This window comes from Jeotgalibacillus salarius, assembly GCF_004405125.1.
GTDB lineage: Bacteria > Bacillota > Bacilli > Bacillales > Jeotgalibacillaceae > Jeotgalibacillus > Jeotgalibacillus salarius.
In genome coordinates, this window is the sequence record NZ_SORX01000001.1 from 290,526 (window position 1) to 307,601 (window position 17,076).

The 17,076-nt window shown below is 39.0% G+C and carries 10 protein-coding genes; 5 read left to right on the plus strand and 5 right to left on the minus strand.

The window, feature by feature from the left end; translation table 11 throughout:
- Positions 1–196: 196 nt before the first annotated feature.
- Entirely contained in the window at positions 197–1,525 is a 1,329-nt protein-coding gene (locus E2626_RS01320; protein WP_134378845.1) for an S-layer homology domain-containing protein, read from the minus strand.
- A 110-nt stretch (positions 1,526–1,635) separates the two neighbouring features.
- On the opposite strand from E2626_RS01320, the gene E2626_RS01325 reads away from it, so the two are divergent.
- Both E2626_RS01325 and E2626_RS01330 read left to right on the plus strand, forming a co-directional pair.
- Entirely contained in the window at positions 1,636–2,730 is a 1,095-nt protein-coding gene (locus E2626_RS01325) for an acyltransferase (RefSeq protein ID WP_134378847.1), read from the plus strand.
- Positions 2,731–3,182: 452 nt separating this feature from the next.
- Positions 3,183–5,999, plus strand: coding sequence for a carboxypeptidase regulatory-like domain-containing protein (locus tag E2626_RS01330; protein ID WP_134378849.1), 2,817 nt, complete (start codon positions 3,183–3,185; stop codon positions 5,997–5,999).
- Between the two features lie 54 nt (positions 6,000–6,053).
- Here the strand turns inward: E2626_RS01330 and E2626_RS01335 are convergent, their stop codons facing one another.
- Entirely contained in the window at positions 6,054–7,172 is a 1,119-nt protein-coding gene (locus tag E2626_RS01335; RefSeq protein WP_134378851.1) for a GGDEF domain-containing protein, read from the minus strand.
- A gap of 193 nt (positions 7,173–7,365) precedes the next feature.
- Here E2626_RS01335 and E2626_RS01340 point away from each other — a divergent pair, with 193 nt between their 5' ends.
- Both E2626_RS01340 and E2626_RS01345 read left to right on the plus strand, forming a co-directional pair.
- Positions 7,366–8,787, plus strand: a complete 1,422-nt coding sequence (locus E2626_RS01340) for a LysM peptidoglycan-binding domain-containing protein (RefSeq protein WP_134378853.1) — start codon at positions 7,366–7,368, stop codon at positions 8,785–8,787.
- A 274-nt stretch (positions 8,788–9,061) separates the two neighbouring features.
- Positions 9,062–9,949, plus strand: a complete 888-nt coding sequence (locus E2626_RS01345) for a hypothetical protein (protein WP_134378855.1) — start codon at positions 9,062–9,064, stop codon at positions 9,947–9,949.
- A 38-nt stretch (positions 9,950–9,987) separates the two neighbouring features.
- On the opposite strand, the gene E2626_RS01350 is transcribed toward E2626_RS01345, so the two are convergent.
- The gene (locus E2626_RS01350; RefSeq protein WP_134378857.1) at positions 9,988–11,730 is read right to left on the minus strand and encodes a methyl-accepting chemotaxis protein; all 1,743 of its coding nucleotides are present in this window, start codon (positions 11,728–11,730) and stop codon (positions 9,988–9,990) included.
- Positions 11,731–12,162: 432 nt separating this feature from the next.
- Entirely contained in the window at positions 12,163–14,334 is a 2,172-nt protein-coding gene (locus E2626_RS01355; RefSeq protein WP_134378859.1) for a 5'-nucleotidase C-terminal domain-containing protein, read from the minus strand.
- Between the two features lie 270 nt (positions 14,335–14,604).
- On the opposite strand from E2626_RS01355, the gene E2626_RS01360 reads away from it, so the two are divergent.
- Complete coding sequence (locus tag E2626_RS01360; RefSeq protein ID WP_134378861.1) at positions 14,605–15,615, plus strand: CAP and S-layer homology domain-containing protein; 1,011 nt, start codon at positions 14,605–14,607, stop codon at positions 15,613–15,615.
- A 177-nt stretch (positions 15,616–15,792) separates the two neighbouring features.
- Here E2626_RS01360 and E2626_RS01365 read toward each other — a convergent pair whose 3' ends face one another.
- Positions 15,793–16,890 carry an S-layer homology domain-containing protein gene (locus E2626_RS01365; protein WP_134378863.1) on the minus strand — a complete coding sequence of 366 codons (1,098 nt, stop codon included), beginning with the start codon at positions 16,888–16,890 and terminating at the stop codon, positions 15,793–15,795.
- Between the last annotated feature and the right edge of the window lie 186 nt (positions 16,891–17,076).

Consider the following 17,076-nt stretch of genomic DNA (forward strand, 5'->3'; position numbering starts at 1 on the left):
AATTTTCGGCTGCTTTGACTTACTTCTCTGCTCGATCGACCAACTCCACGGCCGATTCGACCTACTTCTCCGCGCGATCGACCAACTTCTAGGCCACATCAACAGGTTCCACATAAACGGCATGCACATTTTTGCTTACACAACCAAAAAACACCCGGTCTCCCTTTTAAAAGAGAAACTGGATGTTTCTAAAGTGTTAATCCTCAAGCGAATTCAATGGACTATCATAAAAGAAATAATACTGTCCGCTTGATACGGCCGTAGTGATATATTGCTCCTGCGGCGAGAAGACTAATACATCATTACGATCTAAATGACGATAGTTTTCAAAAGTATAGTCAGTTGGTAGAATCGCATGCTTTGGATTAATTGAGTTCAAAACGCCATCTGACACTTGAACTTTCCTGGATATTTGTACGATATCATACGAACGGTCAACATCGTTGTACATACTTTGGTTCGCTGATCCTGCAAATAGGACGGATACTTCCTGATTAATTAATCGGATCATCAATGAACCTTGATCTTCAGAAACATTAAGTAATACTGCATTACCGCTTTCATCATCTGCAAGAAGATCTCCATCACCGACAATTGATCTTTCAATATTGAGTTCAATTAACATTTCGATGTAGGCCGTACCACCATCGCCACCACCATCAATTGCACGGTCAATGTCATATTTTTCAAACAGCGCTGGAACTGCTCCGTTTAATGTATCTTCAGAAAAATCTGTTGCGATGAATAGATCAATCTCTGTAAAACCAATATCACTTAGCTGTTCATCAAGTTCAGTTGAATCAAGCCCTGCATCAATCAGCACTGTTGACTGATCAGCAAATTCTATTACTGCCGCATCTCCTTCATCATCTCCAAGGAAATATATGCGAGTATCAAGTAATGGTTCATATAAAAAGTCTGAAGTGCGTTTGATGAATAATGCAAAGTGCTGACGGGAAGTATCCTCATATGGTCGGAAATTCCCATTTTCATAACCAGTTGCAATTTCAGCCCCTGCTACTCTGCTTATGTAATCCTGAGTTTTTATATCAATAGAAGTTGTATCGTTAAAAGTAGGAAGCTCATCTACATATGGAAGGTTATATGATTTAACTAAAATCTTGGCCATTTGGCTTCTTGAAAGTGTTCCAGACGGATCAAAATAAGGCTGCCAGTCTTCTCCGACCTTCCCTTCTATAATATTCAGTGAATGTGCAAGCTTCACTTCCTGGTACCCGTATGTTCCTGGTTTCAGGTCGGTAAAACCGGGATCTTCACCTTCAAAATTTTCAATCTGTTCCTTTGTAAAGCCGATATCGCGCAAAATCATTTGTACCGCATTCAAACGGTTTACAGGTGCATCCGGTTTAAATGTTCCGTCCGGATAACCATTGATAACGCCTTTTTCTACAAGCCAGTCAATTTCCTCTTCATACATTTTCACATCAGAAAACGTAGCTCCGAAAACACTCACTGACGGCACTATAAGCATTAATGCAATAACAGTTGTTAGAATTTTTTTCATATTTTCCCCTTTCTTTTCATTATGAATACAAGTTTATCACAGACAGTGACAAAACCTAAGCTCAAGTGGTAAGCTTATGCAGTAAAAAACCTATTCACAGAGGAGATTATATGCGCAAGGAAAGAATTGAATCTTTAAAATTTATGAGGGTCGTAGCGATGAACCTCGTCGTGCTGATTCACGTAACAGCACCTGCGATGGCGAATGTGCCAGTAGACCATTTTTTATATGATTTTTATTTAATGCTAAACAGGTTCACGCGTTTTGAAGGTGCAGTTTTTGTATTCTTAAGCGGGTTAGTATTGTTTTATAATTACGAAGACAAACCTTATACATTAAAAACATGGCTAACGTTTTACCGCAGGCGGTTTATGTTTATTCTCGGGCCCTATCTGTTCTGGTCTATTTTCTATGAACTATTTTCATATTATATGGGGTACCGGGAGTACGAAGGATTACGTTCGATCTGGGACAACTTATTAGTCGGCGGTTCTTATTATCAACTTTATTTCATTATGATTCTGGTTCAGCTATTCTTCTTCACTCCGTTTTTTATTTATCTGATTAAAAGGTTTAAATTTTTTAACCGTTATTTCTTCATCATCGGATTTGCTCTTGAATTCATCTACACACTTTGGAATAGTGAGACCGGAGCGATTACCTTCCCATTCTTTATGGTTTATCTGGGGAGCTTCTTCTTTGGAGGTTGGGTCGGTGTCCATTACCAGAAAGTGAAACATCTCTGGAATTTAAAGGCCGCTCTGACATTCACATTATTAACGATCGGTGTAGGACTGGTTTACACCTATGGGTTCTATTTCTCGTATACGCTGGGACAGCCTTTTATGTCCTATAGCATGTTGACGCTTGTAAAAATCTTATTTTTTGCAACCTCTTGCTACTTGTTATTCAAATTGGGTACCTGGATCGAACAAAGTGCTCCCACACCGATACTAGCAGTAATCGAACGTCTGAGAATCTATTCATTCGGATTCTATCTCGTACATCCGTTTATTTTAGTCATATGGTCTAACCTGCTGGTTGCAGAAACGTTTAAAGAATTTAACTTGTACATCATGCTCCGTTTTCCATTGGTCATGATTAGTACCTATCTATTTATAAGGATGCTTCATATGCTCTTTCCCAAAGCTTGGTTTCTGTTTGGCAACCTGCCGGCTATTCGTAAAGAATCAAAAGCATCATAATATTTCCCCCGTTCAGCACTTGAAATCTGTCGTGCTGAATGGGGGATTTTTTAAAATAATTTCCTTATATCCCCCTTTATAATCCATCAACATTTCACCTATCTAACTCTCTGAATATTTTTCCAAGGAATTAAATACCCAAATTATCGCGACCTTTATAATCTTTCTGTTTAAGTTACTAAAGATATATGTTAACCCATCTGAAAAATCAGTTAGTTTACGCAACCAAAACGCTACCCTTACTATGTGATCACAAAATATTCTTGAACGAGCCCCCTTTATGAGCAATAATACGTATAGACCTGTGAGCGTAAAGGATTATTTTACTTATTTACTGTATATATTGCTTTAAATTTATAACAAACACGTTACAATTAAGACTATGTGATGCTAAAGGTGTATATACACCTAAATACAGGCACACGCTTTTATTCTTAGGAGGAAATTACTCTATGTCAACAAACCGTAAATTTTTAGCTGGAACAGTCACGACTGCACTCGTTGCATCTGCTGTTGCACCAGCTGCAGCTGCTGAAGAAGCACAATATAATGCTCAGGAAGAACTTTTTACAGATGTTCCTGAAACGAACTCACATTTTGAAAACATCTACAGCGCAGTAGACTACGGTCTATTAAGCGGTTATCCGGATGGCACTTTCAAGCCACTAAATGACCTTACACGTTCTAACGTTGTAAAAGCTCTAGGTAAGTATGTTATTGCATCTGAAGGTTATGACAATCTTGCAGACTACCTTCAAGATCACGATCTATCAGACGTTGAACCTTTCAATGATGTAACTGCTGATTCTCGTGACGCAGAACTTTACAACTTCTCTCTTATTGTTAAAGAAGCTGGCATTTTCCAGGGTAGTAATAACAACCTTATGCCTGCAGACAACATTACTCGTCAGCAGATGGCACAAGTAATCGTAAATGCATTTAACCTTGACGAAGTTGAAACTGATAACGAAGCTGAAGTTGAAGATCTTGGTTCTGCTTTCGCAAGCTACCAGGACGATATTCAGATCCTTGCTAATCTTGGCGTAACAACAGTATCTAACTTCCGTCCACTTGACGACACTTCACGTGGCCACCTGGCTTCATTCCTTGTTGCTGCATATGAGCTTGTGCAGGATGACACTACTCCAGCTCTTGCTTCAGGTATCTCTGGCTTTATCACTGATGGTGACGAAGTCGTTGAAGGTGCTGTAGTATCAATCGGCGACAAGCAGGCTGTAACTGACGAAAATGGTTACTATGAGCTTCTTAATGTAGCTGCTGGTGATGTAGACGTAATAGTTGCAAAAGACGGCTATAAGACAGTTACGCTTGAAGATCAGGTTGTTAAAGAAGATACAGTGACAACTGTTTCTACTGACCTTGATGGTCAATTAATTAATGTAGCTGATATCACAATCAGCGGTACAGTTGTAAATGCTGACACTGGTGCTTCAGTTGATGACGCAACTGTAACTTTCGAAGTGTATGATGAAGAAGCTGAAGCGTGGGTAACTGCAGGAACGACAGAAACTGATGTTGACGGTTCTTACTCAGTTGATCAGGAATCTGCTGACCTTGCGCTTGGTACTGAATACAACATGACTGTTGCAAAAGAAGGATTCAAATCTTTCGAACAGACAATCACGACTGACAGCCAGGAAACTGCTAACGTACTTTCAGGCATCGAGCTTAATGAAATCGCAGCACTTGACCTGACTGTAAATGTAACTGACGCTGAAGGTGAAGATGTTGCCGCTGCTGAAGTTGCTGTTCAGGACGATGAGGGTAACGTCGTAACTGAAGGAACTGTAACTGACGGGACAGTTGAACTTGCTGATCTTCAGCTTCTAAGCGGCGACTACAGCGTAATCGTTGATGCTGATGAGAATTCTGCAATCTCTTACACTGAATTCACAGTAACTGAAGGAACTGATCAGACGGTTGACGTTCAGCTTGAAGAAGGATTCACAATTTCTGCAGTGATTGGCACTGAAGGAGTGAGTGAAGAATTCCTTGCTGGTAGTGATGTAACTGTAGAACTACTTCGTGGAAACACAGTTGTTGAGACAGCTACTGTTGCTGCAACTGCTGAAACTCTTGATGAAATCACAGCTTCATTCGACCGTGTAGCACCTGCTGATTACACACTTCGCGTATCTGGTGACTATATCGTAACTGAAACATTCGATGCATTTTCAGTAGACAGCGATGCAGACTTTGAAGCACGTGCTGAAGCTGCTGGTGTTGTAACTGGTACTGTAAACGACGAAGATGCTACAGTTAACCTGCTTGATGCTGAAGGTAACACGGTTGATTCACTGGAATTAACTGATGGTACTTACAAGTTCTCTGGCGTTGCAGCTGGCGAATATACAGTTGAGGTTGTTTCAGAAGACTTCGTAAACTCTTCTGAAGAAGTAACTGTTGAGAAAAACACTCCTGAAACAGTAGACTTCATTCTTGAGTCTCCTGCTTCTACAGGCGACGTAGCTGGATTCGTCAGAACTGAAGGCACGCTTGCAGCTGCTGACGTAACAGTTGTCTACCATGACGAAGAAGGCGAAGTAGTTACATCTACTGATACTGATAACGGCGCTTACAGCCTGACTGACCTTGACCCGGGTACTTACACAGTTGTTGTTCGTGGAGATGGATTCGAAACATTCTCTACTACACAGACAATCGAGGCTGGTGATAACCTTGAGCGTGTAAACTACACAGTTGAGACTGGCGCTGACGCTACATTTACAGTAAATACTGTAGATAGCGAAGGAGAAGAAGTAAGCCTTGAGGACGCAGGCATTACTTTAACAGACGCATTCTATGATGAAGCGAGCGAGTTTGGTATCTGGAATGGTACTGCTGACGGTTCTACAGTAGAATTCACTTCACTATCTGCTGGCGACTATGACTTCGCTATCGACTTTGCTGATGATTCAGATTACGTTGATGTTGAAGAAACAACAACAATCGCTTCTGGTGAAGATGTGGAGCTTGAAATCACTGTTGCTGAAAAAGCTGCTATGCAGGAAGTTAGCTACCGTGTAGTAGATGAAGACAACAATGATGCAACAGCAAAAGCAGTTGTTTTCAACGAAGATGGTTCAGTTAACACAATCATCAATACTGGTGATGACCTTTCTCTAGTAGATGGCGACTACACGATTGCATTCTATGCTAATGGATATGCAGTTGAAACAAGAGACTTCACAGTTAGCGGTGACGCTGTAACAATTCCGGTTGTTCAACTTACTCAAGTTACAAATTAATTTAAGTATAAAATAGACAAAGCATCTCCAGGTGACAAATTCCTGGAGATGCTTTTATTTTAATGAGCTCAAAATTTTTGCTTCCTTCTGCTTCTCAGAAACATCACACAGTGAGCAAACCTGATTCCTCCCTGCCTGTTTAGCGATGTATAGTGCATTGTCCGCACTTTCAAAGAGCCCTTGCTGTGGTGCAAAGTCTGTATGACTGACACCAATAGAGACTGTCAGGTGCAAAGAGGTACCGCTTTCAATCACAAATTCATATTCATCTATTTTCCGACGAATGGATTCTGCATATTTACATACTTGAGAAAATGTAAGGTCGGGAAAAATAACGGTGAATTCCTCTCCTCCATTTCTTGATACAAACCCATTCGCTGTCTCTTCCTTTAACAACACAGCTATTTCTTTTAATATATAATCTCCCGCTGCATGTCCAAAATTATCATTAATCTTTTTAAAATAATCAATATCTATCATGAGAAGTCCCAGAGAGTCGTTATATTCTTCATTTCTTTTAAGGAATTGATTATAGTACTCGTCAAACGCCCTCACATTATATAAATCTGTCAGCGGATCTTTAAGTGAATTTTCCTGAACCTGATAAAATGCATCCGTTGCTCTTCTAATATACCGCGCAAAATACAACACTAAATAGCCGCCTGCGAAAGCACTTACCGCATGGAGGATCGCAGGATAAATGACCGACTGGTATGAATTCGACACTATATAAAATGCAAGTGAAAAAACACTCTGTGAAAATACCAGCATAAGTGTCCATTTTTTCCATACACTCCATTTAACATATTCGCCAATCAGACCTGTACCAAGACCAATTGCCAGCACCATAAAAAGCGCAACATGAGAAGAGAAGTTAATATCAATCGCATATCTCCCAATAATTACAACAAAAGAAGCAATCATTGCTGGAATGAGTCCGCCGTATAGTGCAACCATCGCAATGGCTACATGCCTTAAGTCCAATATCGTAATTTCATTGATTGCAAGGCTGAAGTTCATTAACATTACGCCAAAAACCCCCGCAATGAGTCCATCGATTACTTTCAAACTCATCCCTGACTTTAGCGTAAGTTTATTATGTTTAAAAAGCTGATGCCATACAAATGTAAAAGAGATCATAATTGATATATTTATAATAAAATCTCTAATCATATATGAGCATCTCCTTATATTTCTTAATTTTTTGATTGTTTTGATATTATAGCATAATTAGGGCATTTTGGCTCATGTAATGGTTACAATGAAATAAATATAATAATATTGATAAATAAGCCTTTATACCTCTTTTAATAGACCATAAATCACCGATATGTAGGAAAACGATAGAATATGAGGAGTTGTATGCATGAAAAAAGCTGTAAGATCATCTTTACTAATCCTATCAACTGCAGCACTTTTTACTTCAACCGCTGCCACAGCATCTGGTAAGGAATATACAGTTAAAAAAGGAGATACCCTATTTAATATTTCAAAAGAATATAACATAAGCCTTGATCAATTAAAAAAGTTGAATCATCTAAAAAACGATAAAATTAGTCTAAATCAAAACTTGATCGTAATAGCTGAGGAAGAAATTACACCGTCTGTTCCGAAAATTCAGGTTAACGGAATTCATCACGTCAAATCCGGTGATACATTGTCTAAAATTGCTTCAACACATAACCTGACAGTAAATGAACTAAAAAGTTTGAACAAACTTAACTCTGATAATATTTTCGCAGGGCAATCTCTTCATATCAACAAATACATAACCACTTCTAAAACATATACAGCAGCTATGACAAATTCTGCTCAAAAAAATCTCAATGATCAGTCAGTGATTTATGAAGTAAAGGCTGGAGACAGTCTATCAAAAATCGCCTCACAAAATGGTGTAACGGTTCCTGATCTTGTAACCTGGAATCAGCTTGCAACCAAAAAAATAATTCCTGGTCAGAAATTGAATGTTAAATTTAACAAAATAGCTCCTACACCACCTAACAACACACCACCCATTGAATCAGATAAACCTTCTGCACAAATATATACTGTAAAAGCCGGAGATAGTCTTTCTAAAATTGCTGCATTATATAGTGTAACCATTCAACAATTAATTGAATGGAATAAACTTACTTCAACTGTAATTTATGTAAACCAAACATTGTCAGTACATGCTTCAAAACAGGTGACCTTACCTCCTTCAAATGAAAAGGCTGAAGGAAAAACCTACAAAATTAAACCCGGGGACTCTCTTTTCAAAATTGCTTTAACTCATGGGGTAACTATGAAGCAGTTAATGGAGTGGAATAAGCTTTCTTCCGTCAGGATTTTTGTAGATCAGACTATTCTGATCGAACAACTGGAAGAAAATATTCAACATGTTAACGTACCACCACCTGAAACAGTTGAGGATTTAATAGAGGGCCCTTTACCTTCTCTGGTAGAAGCAGCATTGAAACAAATCGGCGTCCCATATTTATGGGCTGGTACTACGCCCGAGGGTTTTGACTGCAGCGGATTTATTTATTATGTGATGAATCAATCAGGTAATCCTGTTGGACGTCATAATACACAAGGTTATTACGACCGTTCATATGAAGTAAATAAACCTGCACCTGGAGATCTGGTGTTTTTCGAAAACACCTACAAATCAGGGATTTCACATGTAGGAATTTATATCGGTAATAATCAAATGATTCATGCTGCAGACAATATCGGCATTATCATCAGTTCTTTGGATAATAGTTATTGGAAAAATCATTTTGAAAGTTTTAAAAGGTTTTATTAACGAGTCACCCGTCAGAAATGGCGGGTTTTTATTATGCTAATGAATAATGTAAAAAGATATTAAATTAACACAAATAATAAGCTCTATTCTGTAATTGATCCCTGCACCAGTAAAGTATTATTTCTAATACACTCATAACTTATGAAATATATGTTCTTGTACACATTAGTTTTGCATAAATTTATTCTTTTTTATTGCTATCAAGGAAAATATATACTACTATTGTATGAGACTATTTAACCATTCGATTGCTTTTTCAAATGGAGGAGATTTTTTGGATAAAGATAAGTTTGAGCTTAAGGTTGCATACGATAATTACCAATACGAAATTACAGGTGACTTTAAAAAAATAGAGCAACATTTGTCACTTGCAATCAACCATTTGAAAGAATCCAGCACTAAACAATTCGCTGATAAAATGAAACTAGAGTTAATTGTACGCGAAAATGCACCTTCCTACATTGAAAAATTATTGGAGACCGGGCAGCCTGCAATTGAAATAAATAGCGAACTTAATCAGTTTATTAAAATGCTCGGCACGCGCATTGAATGGATTTATTGCTTAGGACTCGGATATTATGCTGAGACGGTCAATCACAATACAATCATTACAGCCAAAACATTAAAAGATTTATATATATCAGCTGATATCAGGGCACCTCAAAACATTCATTTGTGCATCAGTCAATGCGTCAAAAAAAAATATTTTGAACGGATAGGCAAATCACTCGGTCAAAAAGCATATTATATCACTCCGGAAGGAAAAAAATTCATTGAACAGCAGGTTCGAAGCCATGGTGAACAAGATAAAGGGTTCACGTATGAATCTGACGAACAAAAACGTGATATTGAGTCTTTTATGAGAAAAATGACTACACGTGAAAAAGAAATGCTGAATGAAATAGAAGTAATGGAAGAAAAAATTCTGTTAGCGATGGCTTTATTAAAGAATAAGGGAATAACCTGCCCTGTCCGTCCTCATTTTATTTATATGTTAATGGTTCACGTGTTTAATTACGATGGCCTCCCCCGCTCTGTTCATTTAGGTTTAAGCAGAACAAGGCCACTCACAAAAAAAATAAAACGATTCAACAAAGTACATTATATGCTGACTGATGAAGGAGTACAGTGGGCAAATGACTATTTTCAAAAAAATAACTGATTCAAAAAAGGCTGATTGCCTCTTTTGAATCAGTTTTCTTAATGTCCTTTCACTTTAAACTTCGCCACAACCTCACTCAACTCTTCAGCCATTTTTGTTAAGGCTGCTGAACTTGAGGCAACTTCCTGCATCGATGCACTCTGCTCCTCTGATGCGGCAGCGATTGATTCGCTTTCTGCTGAAGAATTTTCCACCATTTCTGCAGTAGATTCGACTGATCGCACCATTTGCTGGGTGCTGCCATCGAGTTCTGTAATGGCTTGCAGAACACTTTGTGCCGCTGAAACAATTTCTGAAGTGGACTGCTGGATTTCATTGAACCCTTCACCTGTCCGATCCATTGCCTGCATCCCTTCAGAAACGGCTTCTTCACCTTCAGTCATAACATTTACAGAACGTTCAATTCCTAAGCGGATATGGGCAATAAGCTCCTGAATCTGACCAGCTGAACGGCTTGACTGTTCAGCAAGTTTGCGGATTTCATCCGCTACAACTGCAAATCCTTTTCCATGTTCACCGGCACGAGCCGCCTCGATTGCTGCATTTAGCGCTAACAGATTGGTCTGTTCTGCTACGTCTGTAATCAGGCTGACAATACTGCCAATCTGCTGCGACTGGTCACCGAGCTCCTGCACAGCACGTGCTGCTTCCCTCGTTTTAGTCTGAATTTCCTCCATCTTATGCGACGTTTCTTCAATTCGCTGTTTTCCGCTCGTAACGTGTGCTGAAGAAGCATTAGTCGCTTCACTTGCAGATGTTAGATACCCTTTAATATCAGTAATACGAGTCGAAATTTCCTGCACAGTCCCTTTTGAAGTCGCAGCATGTGTTGTCTGTTCATTCGCATTTTCCGAAATTGTCTGGATGGACCCGGCAATCTGTTCACTCGCTCGATTCGTCTCATCTGCACTCGCACTTAATTCTTCAGATGAAGCCGCTAGCATGTGTGATACATTATAAATTTGGCTGACCATGCCTGATAAATTATTTTTCATCAAATTTAAACTGGCAGCCAGCTCACCGATTTCATCTTTATTTTTAACATTTAAATCTTCAAGATCAAGATTATTTTCGCTCATCTCCTGCAAATGATTTCTCACTCTAACAATTGGCGCTGAAAGACTGCGTGCAAATAAGATCACAATGATGATACCTACCAGAAGGGCCACACCTGCAGTAATTGCTATCAATGTTAAAATTTCATTTGCGCCTTCATTAAAGTCCATATAATAAGAACCCGTTGAGATAATCCATCCCCAATTCGGATCATAAGCACTGTACATAATCTTATCTGCCGTTTCATCAGGGTTGGTTGGCAGAGCCCACGCATATTCCGTGAATCCCCCACCTGCATATGCTTTTTCAAATACATCTTCAACGAATTTAAAGCCGTTAATGTCTTCAATCTCCATCATATTTTGTCCTTCAATGGATGGATGAGCAAGCAGTGTTCCTGACTCATCATAAACTGCAAAATACCCGTTGTCCCCAAGATCAACCGGTGTATCGATTGGTCTCGTGCCATCGTCCTGCAGCGGACCGATCAACTGGGCTTTCACACTTTCCTGTGCCTCTTCAAGTGAAAGGTCGCCTGCCTCCACCTGTTCATTCGTCACTTCAATCATTTGCAATGCCAAATGCACTGCATTCTCAATCATCACTTCTCCACTTTCCGTTAAATTGTTTTTCGCAGAAATATAACTGACTGTTCCTAACACTAAAACCGGAACCAATAATAACAAAATACTAACCGTTAACAATTTTGACCTGACACTCTTCATCCCCAGAACCCCTTTTATCTGAATATTTTATCTATATAAAATATATCGGTAGACGAAGGAGTTTATTGAGTATAAAGTCTTATTTTATCTTACAGAATGTTTAATCGAACAAATAGAATGGTATATAGCGATTTATTTAATGCTATGAGTTAGAATGATTAAGTTTGTGACCTTATGGTTATGAAGATTTGAGAACTACTTAATGTGCACGGGCGGGACGGAGGTTGAATGTTCATAGAATGTGCACGTCTGGGACAGACTCAGAATATTATCCTATTTGCAATTGCCGGAATAACCTATCAACCTCCGTCCCTTACGTGCACACCTTTTGATCATTTAACCTGCGTCCCCAAAATGCACACTTAACATATCTAACTCAATTTAAAAGCACCATCAGGATATCCTGATGGCGCTCAATGTGTTATTTATTTCTTATTCCATCGTCTCAACATCTAAGAAAACAGAGATCATCTTCGCAGCCTGTGCACGAGTTGAGAATGCAAGTGGACGGTACTGATCACCATATCCAGAAGCGATTCCTGTTTCGTAAACAAATGATACTGCATTTGTTGTCTCTTCTCCCCAGCCTTCTACATCTGTGAAGTAGTCAGTTGATTCAGGTGTAAATTCTTCTCCATCAACCATATATGCTCTGTAAAGCATAAGAGCTAATTGTGAGCGAGTAACAGGAGCATAAGGTCTGAACTCCCCGTCAATACCGTTCACAATTCCATTAGCCGCTGCTGCAGCGATTTCATTTTGTGTTGCTTCTGCCACATTTTCAAGATCACTGAATGAAGCTTCTTCATCAGTAGTTAATCCAAGGCTTCTTACAATAAATGAAGCTGCCTGTGCACGTGAAAGTGTGCCTAGAGAATCAAACATTGTTTCAGACTTACCGTTTAAGATACTACCGTAATAGAGGTCAGCTACATAACCAGAATACCAGTTATTTTCAGTTACATCTTCAAAAGGAGTAAGTGCAATGATACGTCCTTCTTTTTCAGGTGCAACTTCATCAAGTGATGTAACATACTCGATAAATGTTTCATAATCTCTGTAGCCCGGCTCTGAAACACGACCATCATTATATGCTTCTTCAAGCATATCGTATCCATCTCCACCAGTAGCAGTGAACACGTTTGTTGCAACTTTATACATTTCGTCTTCTTCAATTACATATGTTTCATCTTCCATCATGACATAAGCTTCTTTTACACGTGAACCAGCTTCCATAGCAGGGTCAAATGAGAAGGACATACCTGCTACATGCAGGAATGCACCTGACTCAGCTGGATATTGAGATACACTAAGTTCAAGAGCTTCATAGATTTCAGCACCTGTTAAATTCATAATAGCAAGGTCATTACCAAATGGCATAACTGTTAATGCCTCACCATAAGTAATCGGTCCTTCTGAAATTGAAGCACGTATACCACCACCGTTTTGCAGAGCAATTACTGTGTCCGGGTCAATAGACTGTGCCTTCCACAACATACCATCAGTTATCAGGTTTCCAAGGTTTGTTTCATTTATACGAACACCACCGAAGTTAATATCTCCATTAGCAGGATCGTATCTGCTTCCATCAAGGAATACTTCAGCTTCTGCACCAGAAGGTCTGTTTTTCAGTTCATCGATCACGCTACTGTATTCAGCTAATATTTCAGCAGCTTCTGTATCAGCTTCAACTGAATCATCAATCTCATGAAGTGTTCCTTCATAATTAGTTATAACACCATCAGCATCGAAAGTTACATCAAGCTGACCAAGATTATCGTTATTAGCACCTGTTTGTACAATCAGCGTGTCGCCTACAGCTTCAGGCTCAGAAAGTTCTGTATGAGTGTGGCCCCCGACAATAATATCGATTCCTTCCACTGATTGTGCCAGAAGCATATCATTATCAACTGCTGCACTATCATTAAAACCGATATGTGTAAGAGCGATAATCTTATTTACGCCCGCATCCTCAAAAGCTGCTACCGCTTCTTCAGCAGCATCTAAATAATTTGAAAAAGTAACCGGCCCAGGGCTTGCAATAGACGCTGTTTCTTCGGTAGTTAAACCAAAAATCCCAACCTGTTCCCCATTCACTTCTCTAATGACACCATTGTAAATTTCACCATTTTCAAATTCAGTAGTATACTCAAAAAATTGTAAACCATCGAAATTCGAATCATCAGAAAAATCAACATTAGAAGATACGAATGGGAAGTCTGCACCTTTAACAAACTCAGCTAGCTCAGGATGACCTTCAGGGGTCCCAAGATCGAATTCATGATTACCAAAGACCATTGCATCATAGCCCATCAGATTCATAAACTCTAAATCTGCCTGACCTCTGAATTCATTGAAGTAAAGAGATCCTGAGAATACATCACCAGCATCCACTAAAAGGTTGCTATCAGGCATCTCAGCCTTCAAACTCTTTACCAATGTGACACGCTTTGCTACATCATCTAAATTTGCGTGCGTATCATTCGTATGTAACACACGGAGTTCAAATTCGTGATTATCTGCATGCGTTTCAGCAGCCTGGAATCCGAACACACTTACCGCCATTGCACCGGCAACGGAAGTCATTAATAATTTTTTCTTCATTTGACACCATCCTTATGATTTTTTCTGACAGGTCAATTATATATGCATTTTGTAAAGGAAAGTTAAGAAAATTGTAAAAACATATATTGAAAGCGCTGTCAATTAAAAATTTTACCACTCTTCTTACTTAAGAACAACTTTTACACTAGTAAATTATTAAAAAAATCTGATAAGTGAATAGATTTCTATTTATTTTAGACTTTATGAGTATTTTAAAAAGAATACTGAGCTGTATAATAAATAATAACTAATATGTAAGGGGTGATTGATATGAAAAATAAGGTTGTGCTCGTGGTTACACTTTTGTTTTTAATCAGCAGTACTGCTCTTGCAGCCACTTTTTCAGACGTGCAGGAAAACCATTGGGCATATCACGAAATTACTGATTTATCTGAAGCAGACATTATTGGAGGTTTTCAGGATGGAACATTCAAACCGGAACGTGCGGTCTCCAGAGCTCAGGCAGCAGCACTCATTGGACGGGCATACAAACTTAACATTGAGGATATTGAGAATCCTGGATTTACTGATATTAACGAAAACACGACTGGCTATCGCTACATTGCAAAACTTACGGAATTAGGTATTTTCAATAAAGCAGAACGTTTTAATCCACATCAGGCTATGACACGTGGTCAAATGGCTAAAATTCTTGTGGAGTCATTTAACCTGTCAGGCAGCAGCATGAAAAAATTCAGTGATCTTCAAGAAGGCGGTGAAGTCGCTTCATATGCAAGCACACTTTTTAAGGCGGGTATTACTACAGGTACCTCCAATGTCACATTCAGTCCAAACACCCCTGTATTGAGGGCAAATATGGCAGTTTTCCTTTACAGAACGATGGAATTTCTTCAAGAACATCCTGATGGATACGCGGGTGTGGATGACGGAGAGCCAAGCACATTAGAGAGAGAAATATTGAGATTAGTAAATGTAGAACGGTCAAAAGCAGGTTTGCAACCACTCATCTTCAAACCAGAGATGCAATTCCTGGCAAATATAAAATCAAAAGATATGGCTGACAATAACTACTTTGACCATAACTCACCAACATATGGAAGACCTGCAGAAATGGTAGCATACTTTGGCTATCCGTGGACATATGTAGGCGAAAACATCGCTGCAGGCTATACAACCGCACAAGCCGTCGTTACAGGATGGATGGAAAGTCCTGGTCATCGTGATAATATCCTTCACGAAGGATACACGCATATTGGAATCGGACATTATGAAGGTGGATATTATGGGCATTATTATACGCAGTTGTTTATGAGGGAGTAGATATTTAGCATGTCATTTTGGGGGACGGAGGTTAAATGGCTATACAATGTGCCTGGCGAGGACATGCTTGAAATGTCGCTGCGGCTGGACCTTACAGCTCCATCCCCAACATGCACATTACATCAACTTAAACAAAAAAGACGATTCGTATTGAACCGTCTTTTTTTATGAAAAATTTTATTCTCTAATTTCAATTAATTCATTTTTAAAATCACTGTTATCATTTGGATCCATGTCTTCAGTTTTGATGATACCTATGTTTGGTGCATAATATCTTTTGGCAGGATATATAATATCTTCTACAACCACTACATGTTCAAAAGTACCTGCTTGAGTTGTAATTGTGGCATTTGTATCTACTATCCTTGCATCTGGCTCTTCACCATACATATGAATCCATTCTTCACCTAATTCAATTGGGTAAGCCAGTACCTGAGCATACTCAGATTCTAATAATCCTACGAAAAGCCCTTTTGATGTTTCAATAGAAACCCCTTCAGTTTCATCTCCGTCATTGTAGGTATTTAACCATAGTTCCCACTCGTCACCTGCACCGGAAAGATGATAGCCATTGAAAGTTGAAACATAACTGACTGATTGCTCTCCGACAGACTGCTCATAAACGTATGATTTATTCTGATCTTTCATAAAACTGATGTTTTCCTGATTAGAAGTTGTAATAAAATCTTCGTTTAATAAACGGGACATAAACACTGCAAAATGCTGGCGCTGTATATCTTCTTCCGGGCGGAAAGTCTGATCTTCGTAGCCAGTTGTAATGGCTTGAGATGCTAACTGATCGACATACTCCTTTGCCCAATGTTGACGGTCTACATCACTGAAGAAATAACGCCACTCTTTTTCTATCCCATAAGACTCTGAAAGGATCTTAGCCATTTGAGCACGTGTTAATGAATTGTAAGGATCAAAATACTTTGCACCGTTTTCATCAGTTTTTCCTGAAATAATCCCAAGTTCAACCGCTTTTGCTACTTCTTTATAGCCATAGTCATCTTCATTCATATCCGTAAAACCGGGGTTTGGTGCATTAAAATCGGTTACGTCCATTTCTCTTAAAATCATCTGTACTGCCTGTAAACGATTCACTTCATTAGCAGGACCAAAGCTGCCGTCCTCATAACCTTTAATAATCCCCTGATCAGTCAAGAAATTTATCTCATCCTCGTACTGGTTAACATCGTCAAAAGCTGATACCGGCTGTACTAATCCTGCAGCCAATCCCAAGCCCAAAATACTTGTCACTACTTTCTTCATAAGTCATTACCTCCACTATTATGTATGTACTCATCTTTACCCGGAATTTGGAAGCAGTAAACTGAACAGTTGGGGACGGAGGTTAAATAGCCATGAAATGTACTCCTTGGGGACGGACTTCAAAATATTCATATTAATAGTGCCTTCCCCCCCTGTATCAAAACAAAAGAGCCTGAAGAAATCTAT

Excerpts from the sequence above, each read along its gene's own strand:
- E2626_RS01365 (WP_134378863.1), bottom strand. The coding sequence starts at position 16,890 with ATGAAGAAAGTAGTGACAAGTATTTTGGGCTTGGGATTGGCTGCAGGA.
- E2626_RS01355 (WP_134378859.1), bottom strand. The coding sequence starts at position 14,334 with ATGAAGAAAAAATTATTAATGACTTCCGTTGCCGGTGCAATGGCGGTA.
- E2626_RS01335 (WP_134378851.1), bottom strand. The coding sequence starts at position 7,172 with ATGATTAGAGATTTTATTATAAATATATCAATTATGATCTCTTTTACA.
- E2626_RS01360 (WP_134378861.1), top strand. The coding sequence starts at position 14,605 with ATGAAAAATAAGGTTGTGCTCGTGGTTACACTTTTGTTTTTAATCAGC.
- E2626_RS01340 (WP_134378853.1), top strand. The coding sequence starts at position 7,366 with ATGAAAAAAGCTGTAAGATCATCTTTACTAATCCTATCAACTGCAGCA.
- E2626_RS01330 (WP_134378849.1), top strand. The coding sequence starts at position 3,183 with ATGTCAACAAACCGTAAATTTTTAGCTGGAACAGTCACGACTGCACTC.
- E2626_RS01325 (WP_134378847.1), top strand. The coding sequence starts at position 1,636 with ATGCGCAAGGAAAGAATTGAATCTTTAAAATTTATGAGGGTCGTAGCG.
- E2626_RS01350 (WP_134378857.1), bottom strand. The coding sequence starts at position 11,730 with ATGAAGAGTGTCAGGTCAAAATTGTTAACGGTTAGTATTTTGTTATTA.
- E2626_RS01320 (WP_134378845.1), bottom strand. The coding sequence starts at position 1,525 with ATGAAAAAAATTCTAACAACTGTTATTGCATTAATGCTTATAGTGCCG.